General features: G+C 41.1%; 10 protein-coding genes and 2 pseudogenes. All 12 read right to left on the reverse strand.

Annotated elements, in window-relative coordinates; all coding sequences use genetic code 11:
* Position 1: 1 nt before the first annotated feature.
* Entirely contained in the window at positions 2-664 is a 663-nt protein-coding gene (locus HT678_RS01590) for a thiamine diphosphokinase (RefSeq protein ID WP_000006132.1), read from the reverse strand.
* Positions 627-1,283, reverse strand: coding sequence for a ribulose-phosphate 3-epimerase (rpe, locus tag HT678_RS01595; protein WP_000085015.1), 657 nt, complete (start codon positions 1,281-1,283; stop codon positions 627-629). Before rpe ends, HT678_RS01590 begins: the two co-directional genes overlap by 38 nt.
* A 10-nt stretch (positions 1,284-1,293) precedes the next feature.
* Positions 1,294-2,172 (reverse strand): ribosome small subunit-dependent GTPase A, encoded by an 879-nt coding sequence (gene rsgA / locus HT678_RS01600; protein ID WP_001161966.1) that lies wholly within the window; start codon positions 2,170-2,172, stop codon positions 1,294-1,296.
* 1 nt (position 2,173) lies between these two features.
* The gene (gene rsmA, locus HT678_RS01605; RefSeq protein WP_001216829.1) at positions 2,174-3,046 is read right to left on the reverse strand and encodes a 16S rRNA (adenine(1518)-N(6)/adenine(1519)-N(6))-dimethyltransferase RsmA; all 873 of its coding nucleotides are present in this window, start codon (positions 3,044-3,046) and stop codon (positions 2,174-2,176) included.
* A gap of 130 nt (positions 3,047-3,176) precedes the next feature.
* Positions 3,177-3,485, reverse strand: coding sequence for a hypothetical protein (locus tag HT678_RS01610; RefSeq protein WP_000333264.1), 309 nt, complete (start codon positions 3,483-3,485; stop codon positions 3,177-3,179).
* Entirely contained in the window at positions 3,478-4,119 is a 642-nt protein-coding gene (locus tag HT678_RS01615) for an ABC transporter ATP-binding protein (protein ID WP_000565529.1), read from the reverse strand. Before HT678_RS01615 ends, HT678_RS01610 begins: the two co-directional genes overlap by 8 nt.
* Before the next feature lies 1 nt (position 4,120).
* Complete coding sequence (locus HT678_RS01620) at positions 4,121-6,151, reverse strand: bacteriocin-associated integral membrane family protein (RefSeq protein WP_172924543.1); 2,031 nt, start codon at positions 6,149-6,151, stop codon at positions 4,121-4,123.
* 1,076 nt (positions 6,152-7,227) lie between these two features.
* Positions 7,228-8,127 carry an XRE family transcriptional regulator gene (locus tag HT678_RS01625; RefSeq protein WP_172924544.1) on the reverse strand — a complete coding sequence of 300 codons (900 nt, stop codon included), beginning with the start codon at positions 8,125-8,127 and terminating at the stop codon, positions 7,228-7,230.
* A 71-nt stretch (positions 8,128-8,198) separates the two neighbouring features.
* Positions 8,199-8,759 (reverse strand): ribonuclease M5, encoded by a 561-nt coding sequence (gene rnmV, locus HT678_RS01630; RefSeq protein ID WP_050302807.1) that lies wholly within the window; start codon positions 8,757-8,759, stop codon positions 8,199-8,201.
* A complete protein-coding gene (locus HT678_RS01635; RefSeq protein ID WP_138706540.1) occupies positions 8,759-9,532 on the reverse strand; it encodes a TatD family hydrolase in 774 nt (257 codons plus the stop codon). The genes rnmV and HT678_RS01635 overlap by 1 nt, the downstream gene beginning before the upstream one ends.
* A 301-nt stretch (positions 9,533-9,833) precedes the next feature.
* Positions 9,834-9,968: pseudogene (locus HT678_RS01640) on the reverse strand (LPXTG cell wall anchor domain-containing protein); the annotation flags it as partial.
* Between the two features lie 64 nt (positions 9,969-10,032).
* A pseudogene (locus HT678_RS01645) lies at positions 10,033-10,300 on the reverse strand (choline-binding protein A); the annotation flags it as partial.

Here is a 10,300-nt window from a genome sequence, read left to right on the forward strand (position 1 = left end):
CCTACCTCCTGTCCTTACTATGCAGCACGACCACATAGCCATCTGGGCAAGTCACCGAAACTTCCCTATCTATATATTCGTTAGAAGCGTACACTTTTTTAAAGAAAAAATTTTCCTCTGTCAACTCATACTTGGCACCAATAATAGTCAGCTGGCTATCCCGAACCGGCATAAAGGCTAGATAGTCGTAGTCTGAACGAGGTTCTAGCTGACTGGTCCCTTCTGGACAATAGGCAATCAAATTTTGCCCATCTTCAATTTCTATTTGACGCATATAGGGAGCCAACTTGGGATTGCTGGGCAGAAAGACATTAGCCAGCATATGATCAATACGACCACCCAAAGCACCGAAAATAGTAACCTCAGCCTGAGGATTTTGCTCAAAGATGGTTAAGAGAGCCAATTCCAAATCTGTATCATCTTTTTCTGGTCGGGCTTGGACAAAATGCTGGGCACGTTTTTGAATCAACTGTCGCTCTTCTTCCGTCACAGAATCAAAATCTCCGACTGCTAGAGCAATAGGAAGGTTTTCTTCCAGGACCCATAGCGAGCCCCGATCCACACCAACAAAACCATCAAAGTCCGTCCGATAATGACCACGGTCTCCGCCTGCAAAAACGGCAACCCTAGTCCAGTTGTTTTCTGAGAGTTTGTACTCGCTCATTGACATCTCCCTTAAAGACATAGGAACCTGCTACAAAAACGGTCGCACCAGCTTCTTTGGCTTGAGCAATCGTTTTATCATCAATCCCACCATCCACTTCAATCTCAAATTTCAAACCTTTTTCCTGACGAAGAGCAACCAACTCACGGACCTTATCCATGGTCTCTGGTAGAAAGGCTTGCCCACCAAATCCAGGGTTAACTGTCATGACTAGGACTTGGTCAACTAGATGAAGCACATGCTTAATCGCTTCAACTGGTGTACCAGGATTGATAACGACTGAAGGCTTGACACCGAGTGAACGAATCTTTTGGAGGGCACCATGAATATGAGGCGTTGCTTCCACATGGATACTGATAATATCCGCACCTGCACGCGCAAAGTCCTCTAAATGATGCTCAGGGTTTGACACCATCAAGTGGCAATCGAAAACCATCTTGCTATGAGGGCGAAGAGATTCGACCACACCCGCACCAAAACTGATTTGTGGTACAAAGTGACCGTCCATAATATCAATATGGGCATATTCTGCCCCAGTTGCTTCTAGGCGTTTGATTTCACGTTCAAAGTTGGCATAATCTGCTGCCAGAATTGACGGAGCAATCTTGTATTGAGACATAGGTTTCTCCTTATTTTGGAATTTTTTTGCTGACTTTTTTATAGGTTTCTCTGCGATTTTCAATCTCACTGAGGAATTGCAGGTAGTTGTCAAAACGAAAGGACGCAATGACACCCTCTTCAACTGCTGGTTTCACTGCACAAGACGGCTCATGGGTATGGGTACAAGTGCGGAATTTGCAGTCTCGACTAACAGTAGCAATCTCTGGGAAAGCCTGATTGAGGTCTTCAGCCGTTGTTACTTCATAATCCAGTGATGAAAAGCCTGGTGTATCTGCGATTTTACCCCCATTAAGATTGTAAAAACTAACTGCTCGAGTAGTGTGGCGCCCGCGACCCAGACTGTCTGAAATTTCTCCTGTTTCAAGATTGAGGTCTGGTGCGATTTTATTGAGAAGGGTTGACTTACCAACACCTGTCTGCCCCATAAAGACTGTAATCTTATCTGTTAACAAAGGCAGGAGTTCCTCTTTACTGGTCACAAAGTCATAGCCGATGTCACCATAAGTCTGTTTATAAAAATCCAGTTCTCCCCCATCTTCCAACAAATCCATTTTGGAAATATAGACGATGGGATGGATGCCCTTGTGTTCCAAAAGAACCAAGAAACGATCCAGCAAATTGCTGTTAAAATCAGGTTCCTTGACGGACATGATTACTACAGCTTGATCGATATTGACAATAGGCGGACGAACCAGACTGTTTTTCCGTTCGTGAATTTTGAGGATATAGCCTTCTGAATTTTCCTCGGCAGAGAAATCTACCCAGTCCCCAACATAAGGGGTATGGCCTTTTTTACGGAAATTCCCACGCGCGCGTGTTTGATAAACCTGGCCATCACTCTCCACATAGTAGAAACCTGCCAAGGCTTTAATGATTTGTCCCTGCATCTTAGAGCCCTTGCCCTTTAAGTGCATCTGCTAGACTGGCAAACTCTTCCAAGCTGAGAGCTTCCCCACGCACACTTGGTGACAAGCCTGCTTGATCCAAAGCCTTGGTCAGCTTGTCCTTGACTTCCTCAGTCTTGCCAAAGTAACCTGTCAGGTTATTCCATAAGGTCTTGCGGCGATGGGTGAAACTAGCCTTGGAAACCTTAAAGAAGAAGTTCTCATCTTCTACTTCTACAGCTGGCTCTGGACGGCGCACCATTTTCAAAATAGCAGAGTCCACGTTTGGCGCTGGCACAAATACCGTACGAGGCACGATAAAGGCAACCTTGGCTGTCATGTAATACTGCACCGCAATCGACAAGCTACCATAAGCCTTGGTATTTGGTTGAGCGGAGATGCGATCCGCCACTTCTTTTTGCATCATGACGACAAACTCACTAAAAGGAATGCCACTCTCAATCAAGTGCATGAGAATAGGCGTCGTGATGTAGTAGGGCAAATTAGCCACTACCTTGATTGGCAAGTCAGGATTTTTAAAATTCTGGATATATTTCGCCAAATCGACCTTGAGAATGTCCTCGTTGACCACGGTCACATTATCAAAATCACGCAAGGTATCTGCCAAAATTGGCACCAAACGGTGGTCAATCTCAAAAGCCATGACTTGGGCTGCACACTCAGCCAGAAACTCCGTCAAGGCACCAATACCTGGCCCGATTTCGATGACATTGACCTGGTCATCAATCTCAGCCGTATCCACAATCTTTTGAAGGATATTGGTATCCGTCAGGAAATTTTGCCCAAAGGACTTTTTAAAGGTAAAACCGTGACGCTCCAGCACTGCCTTGGTCACGCTATAATCTGCAATTCTCATCTATTCTCTTTTCTATTATCTGTTACTACTATTGTAACACATTCCCCTTGTATTTTGGGGGTGAAAATCATACCAAAAAACTATCTTTCCTCGTGAAGAAAGATAGTCTTGAAAATCTTTAAAAGGGGACTTAGCGGTTCTCTCGAAACATACGTTCAAAAAAATCAGCTTCTTGATAACTTCGATTTTCAGGTAGGGTCAAATCTACATCCTCCTCCACGTCGTCCACTGTCAGTTCAACCGTTTGAGGTAAATTTTTCAAACGATAATGCTTTTGCCTTTGCCCTTCAATGCTAGCAAAATCAAGCAAATAGCCATTCACTCGGATTTGAACTAAAAGGAGATGATTGGTCATATTTTCCATGATGAGGATGTCTTCTAAACCACCTCTGGCACTCGGATAATCAGATACCCTGCGAATACGGATTTTTTCACACATGAGCAAGCTCCCTCATATCAATGATTTCATCGGCCTTATTCCAGACTAGGGGATTATGGGTCGCAATGATGATCATTCGATTTTCATCTTTCAAGCCCACCAAGAGATTCATAACCTCCTCTGAATTTTCAGGATCAAGAGCTGCTGTTGGTTCATCTGCCAAAATCAAGGGTGGATTTTTCAAAATAGTCTTCGCAAGGGCAACTCGCTGAGCCTCTCCCCCAGATAAAGTATAGATTTTTTGTTCTAGATCCAAATATCCTAGATTAACTTTTTCTAAAGCCTCCACTTGCCTTTCCAAACGTTCTACTTTTGAGATTTTCTGACCAACAAAGCCCAAATCCAAATTCTCTTTGATTGATTGGTTTTCTAAGAGGCCAAAATTTTGAAAGAGATAGCCCATCTGGTCTCGAAAATACTCACGAGTGGGAATGGTTTTTAAATCTTTCCCCTGATAGAGAACCCTTCCTCCATCTATCTTTTCTAGTTTGCCTAAGATATTCAGCAGCGTCGTCTTTCCGCTCCCACTCTTCCCGATTAAGGCATAGACCTTGCCCTTCTCCAGCTTGAGATTTAAACCAGAGAAAATCGCACGGTCATTAAACTTCTTTTCCAATCCTTGAATATCAATCATCTTATTTTCCTTTCAATACTGCCATGCTACCAGCTTCTTCTTTTTTGTCCTGCCTTACTAAAATCAAGAGGGCGTTAAGCGTAAACAAAGCTACAACTAGAGCGCTAATCAAACCATCTCTTGTCAAAATACTAGATAGGACTAAGCCAAGCAAGAGAACTCCTCCTTGCGCCAGTAAGTACTTGCCATGAAGCTCATAGATTGTCATACCAGCAAGACGTTTAATCATAAGCTCCCGTCTGAACTGCTCAAAATAGAGAAGATTCATGGAATCAAATAACAAGATAGCCGTAGACAGGGTCAAAATCGTCCCAATAAGGAGAGAGTAAAACTCCACCCGTTTGTCATTTAGTACCTTGGCAAAAAATAGCTGGCTTTTTACCAAGTAAGAAACCTTGTGATATAGACCTTGCTCTTTTAGAGCTGTGATGCTGTCTCCATATCGATCTAGTTTCAAGGCACTATTAGCCGTAGTTCCCCACAACATCCCTGCAACAGGTCTTGTTCCAGTCGCTTGCGGCGTTAGAACTACAATAATCGGATTTTTTAGGTACTGACGTGTTGTCTTGTACCCATCATTATAGAGGAAACGTTCCTGTCCTGTTTCTGTAAAAGCTAGCCTTAACTGTGGAAGGTAGTGTTTCTGACTCGTCGCCTCTACACTTTCAGATGAAAATCTTTGCAGGTAATCTGTAAACAATCCTTGATAGTAGGCAGACTGCTCTCGCAAGCTCTCAGGCAAAATCAACCCAAACTCTCCCTCAGACAAGTTTTGCATCTTGTCCATAAACTCTGAAGAAACGGTAATCTTTTCTTCTATCAGATAGCGCGGTGAGACATAGATAACATTCCCTGACGGTGTGTAGTCACTGAGACGATTGCCATCTAGGTCCACTTCTGCTCCATCTGAGAAATTGTCAACATTGCTCATGATATAAAAAGAGTCTGTATTGTCTAACCGTTCTTCAGTAAATGTCTGCCACTCACGATTATCCTTACGCATTCCTTCTTCATCGGCAAATGCACTAGACCAACCAAAGGATAGACGGTAACGGTCTGAGGACTGGCTCCATTTATTGCTAGCTCTCTCCATTTCCTGCATTTCACGGTAGTGGGGTAGGAGAGCTGTCGCACTCGATCCGACCACCAATACAGCTAAGAGTTGCCCCACCATCATCAATGTCATCATACGTTTGAGAGGGAGTTTCCCTTTCAATAGATCCACCAGACTATTTTCCTGTAAACCAAGTAGATAGACGACACTTAGTAAGGTAGAAATCCCTGCCAAGGTCAAGCCATAAAGTAGAAGAGCAATGATGACCAGTTGCACCGTTGCCATAAACAAGGCACCTTGATACCAGAGAATCCCCAATCCCAAAAGACTGGATACCAGTACTGAGCAGATAAGCTGTCTCACATCTTCTAACACTGGTCTAAGAGCCACCCCAAACAAGCTCTCACCAGCGATTAAGCGAATCCCTGCCTGACGAAGGGACTTGATCCGATAAATCAGGGTCAGACTCATAAAGGTCAGCAGAAAAATGGCTAGACTCAGTAGCCCCATTGGGGTAGCAGCCAAGAGGACGACCATCGAAAATGCCTCTGTTCTATTCGATACAACACCATTATAACCAAGTTCTTGCAGGGCGGTCTGTAAGCTCACTCCATCCAAACTCCCTGACACAATCAAGTAAGACCCTAATAAATCACTCGTTTCTGCACTCTCCTTGGAGGAAATGGTCAAACCTTCTGGAAGCTCTCCCTGACCATAAGTGGCATAGGTAAAGCGTGTTTCTCCAGCTTCATTTGGCTCAACAATCCGACGAGCGATGAGACTATTGTGCTCTACCGCCAAGTGACTCAAAGCCTCTGTCAGTTTTTCTCGATCAGCTACTGATTGGTCTAGCCCAGTACCCATCACATCAACAGAGGGATAGTTACCAAATAAAATCTCTTCTCGATGATCAACGGAATTTATCACCATATAAAGCGATACCAATACCATTGAAATCAAAATAAATAAGCGTTTCATCATTTCCTCCAAAAAGTTACTTGGTCACTTAGTGAGAAGGTGACCACAGTCACCGCCATGTTAAGAAGTTTATTAAGTTCTTTCTACTAGCAACATCTTCAAATATATTATATCCGTTTTTTCAAGAACTATCAAGGACATCAATGTCCTTAAAATCTAATTCTTTCATATTATTTTTAGCTTATATCTAAAAAAACAGTCCTAAAGACGAACTTTAGAACTGTTTCAATGCTAGAACAAGGACATTTTTGTCATTGCTTCACTATGTTTATAAATATTCTTACCCTATTATAAAACGAAGGACACATAAAAAGGTGCCTATTTGATGTACTCTGATTGCAAAATACCACAAAGTAAATTTAACATAATCTCCAATCATTCGTATAAACAATTGTGTGAAACTAATCCGAGAAAAATCAATCACTAGTTGTCAGAGACTTTTTTAGGATTATTGTTTATTACTCGCAAATGGTAAACACGGATTATTCCTACTACTATGAGAACAACTAAATAAGACTGAGTACAGAATTATTTCTTTAAATTATTCGTTTCCTTCTTTATAAAACGGATATGTAACTATTATACCCAAAGTACTAATTATAATTTTAAAGATTGCACCTAAAATATTTAAAGTTGATAAATCAAGTATTCCGTGTATTAGGTATAGTAGACAGAAAAAGAATGGAAGGTATTTTTTTAATTTTTTCATAGCAACAAAATAAATCCTCCTCTCTCTTTTTTGAAACCGATTTCTTATATGATAAGAATATCATTTTTATTATTTGTTGTCAAAGAAAAAATCGAATTTTTTAGATATTTTACTATAGTAGATTGAATTTTATTTAAACCACCAAGTAACTAAATAAAATAAACTAGAAAAGTTCATACTGTAATCTCCTTTCACATTTTAATTAATTATAAATTATTCTTAAATAAACTCAAAGGACATCAATGTCCTTAAAATCTAACTATTTCATATTATTTTTAGCTTATATCTAAAAAAACAGTTCTAAAGACGAACTTTAGAACTGTTTTGATACGAGGACAAGGACATTTTTGTCACTGATTCACTATGTTTATAAATATTTTTTGACATCCTCTTGCCATTCCTCTGTCAATTTCTTTACTAGAAATCCATCTCCAATTAGCTGCGCAAATGTTTTAGAAGACTGATAAAATGATTCAGCTAAACTAAAATCTCTTTCTTCTCTTAATGCTTGCTTCCACAAAAACATAAATACAAGAGGTTTCTTTTGATAATCTTGAGTTTTATCCATAATTTCTTGTAAACACGATAGATAATCATTAAAACAATCAGTTACTCCTACCTTTTCAAGACAACACATTCCTGAAATAAGAGTATCTCTAATTATAAAGTAATTCTCTATTTGAGTTACCTTCTTCTGTTCCAAAAGAAAGAGCATTAGTTTTTCGATTTGATTTATAAATTTGGCAAGATCTTTTCTAATGAGCATTTGATAAAAAAACAAACGAATCAACAACATATCATTTGTTGAATAAACTTCTTTTTCTATGATCTGAGGCATATGTTCCTCAAGTATTAACTCTGCATATTCAGGCCTTCTAGTTCTAGAAGTATCCAAACACGCCTGCAATACTTCACATGCTAATTGTTCTTCTTTAGGAAGATTATCAAAGTATGTTTTATAAATCTCTTCCAAACACGCTTCCTTCTTATCGTACTCCTCTTCTTTACCATAGATTGGTTCACGTAAAATCTGGTATTTCAATTCTAAATAAGCAGAAGGAAGAGCTGAAAAATCCGGCAGAAGGCTATAAACTGGAACTCCTAGCCGGCGAGCAATATAGTCTAACTTGGGCAAACTCGGTTGCGAAGCTCCACTTTCAATTCGCGACAGTTGACGAACTGTCAGTTCTTGCTCATCTCCACAAAAATCTGGACGACTAACTCCTTTTTCTATCCGAATCTCTTTAATTTTTTGACCAATTAACATCAGACGCCTCCTCTTCTACCTGCTTCGAAAAATACTGTGAAACTTAAAAAATTGTAACGGTCACATCTTTCCTACTCATAAGATTTCATAGCTTCTTCCACTTCTGCCAAAGTAACCCCAAACAACTCTAGGCGTTTGAGGAGTTGCTTGCCGTTAGAATAGCCGATTCGGAGAGTCTCTCCGAGATATTCTCTACGCTTACGGCTGTCTGCCCCTGCTAGAAAACCAAGGCGAATCAAATCGCTACGACTAATGTCAAACTGACTCTCATGTTCAAATTGTTCTGTCACCTGAGCTAGAGCCGTTTTCAGGTCTTCATAGCTGGCATGCTCAATTCCCAGAGAACGCCCCTTGGTCTTGGACTTGGGAACAGCTTCATCTCGCTTGAGAAAGGCATGCTGAACTGTTGGAATGGCCGTCATAATCATGCGCCGAATCCGTTCCCCATTAAAATCTGGATCTGTAAAGACAATGACTCCATGGCGTTGGTGTAGACGTTGAATCCGCTCTAGATCCTGGTCATTGATAGCAGAACCTCGTGTCTCATAGGTCTCTACATCGAAGTAACGTTTGAGATTGGCCGTATCATCGCGACCTTCAACTACGATGACTTGGGAAATTTTTTCTTTCATTACTTGCTGTCCAATCCAAAAATTCGCTCTGCATTTGCAGTCGTTGCCGCCGCTAACTCTTCTGCCGTCATCCCACGCAAGGCAGCAATAAAGTCCACCACATAGCGAGTATAGGCTGTTTTGTTTTCGCGGCCACGCTTGGGTACAGGAGCCAAGTAAGGCGCATCCGTCTCCACCAAAAGCTTATCCAAAGGTAACTCTTTAGCTGCTTCTTGGATGTTAGTTGCCTTCTTAAAAGTCACCACTCCTGAGAAGGAAATGGTCATACCAAGCTCGACAAACTTCTCTGCCCACTCAAGCGTCCCTGAAAATGAATGCATGATACCACCTCGAGAGCCAACTCCCTCGCTCTTGATAATCTCATAGGTATCTTCCAGCGCATCACGGGTATGGACAACAAAAGGCAAATCCAAGTCCTTAGATAACTGAATCTGACGACGAAAAACCTGCTCCTGCACCTCTTTAGGCGCTGTCATCCAATGATAATCCAAACCAATCTCACCTAAAGCAACAACCTTAGGATGCTTGAGCTTATCAAGCAAGTAGGTTTCAATCTCCTCTGTGTAAGTCCCAGCTTCTGTAGGATGCCAACCAATAGTTGCGTAGAGTTGGTCGTACTCATCCACCAACTCCAAAGCACGCTCAATCGTCGGTTCATCAAAACCCACAATATTCATCTGTGTCACACCCATCTCAGCAGCCAAGGCAATTTCTTCTGCCTCACGACCTGCAAATTCTTCTACATTCAAGTGTGTATGTGTATCAAAAATCATCTCTTCTAACCTCGTTTTATATCTTCTATTATACCAAAAAAGAGGAGGGGCACCCAATTTTTCGGTTTCCCTCCTCTCTTTAATAGAGCTATTCTGCTAGCTTTTCTATCCGATATTGCCCATCTTCTATTCCACAGTTAGAGACGGAAGAGACTGGTTACATTGATAGAATATCCCTTTTCAGCTAAAGTGTGCGATTATCTTGGGTTCTCACTTTTCTCACCCATCACTAGGATTGATGACTTCTCAAAATCCCCCTTATAATCTAACTTTAAGTAGAGAATAGAATTTTCTAGCTGTCCTATTTTCTACGTCTAGCCTTTCTTCCTAGCAAAGCAAAACCACTTGTTGCCGCCACTAGACCAAGACTAGCAAGTGCTGCACTTGATGCTGAACCTGTGTTAGGTAATTATTTGCCAGCAGGCACTTTAACAGTTGATTTTTCATCAGTAACTATGTACTACTCTAGATTCAATCTATTATATAAGAATGTTGAGTCACTAGCTCATCCTTCCATTATCTCTTATATTACAAAATACTCCATTAGCATTGACTCTATAGCCGTTTACTGTTGTATTGACTGCAAGCATACCTGATTCATCTACATAGTACCATTTCCCACTAACTTGGAACCATTGGCTAACTTTCATATCGCCATTACTGTTGAGGTAGTACCATGAACCATTGTCTAGTAACCATCCTGTGGCCATTGAACCATTACTATTGAGGTAGTACCATGAGCCATTGTCTAGCAACCATCCTGTGGCC

The sequence above is a fragment of the Streptococcus sp. 3167 genome (assembly GCF_013277175.1).
Taxonomy (GTDB): Bacteria; Bacillota; Bacilli; order Lactobacillales; family Streptococcaceae; genus Streptococcus; species Streptococcus pseudopneumoniae.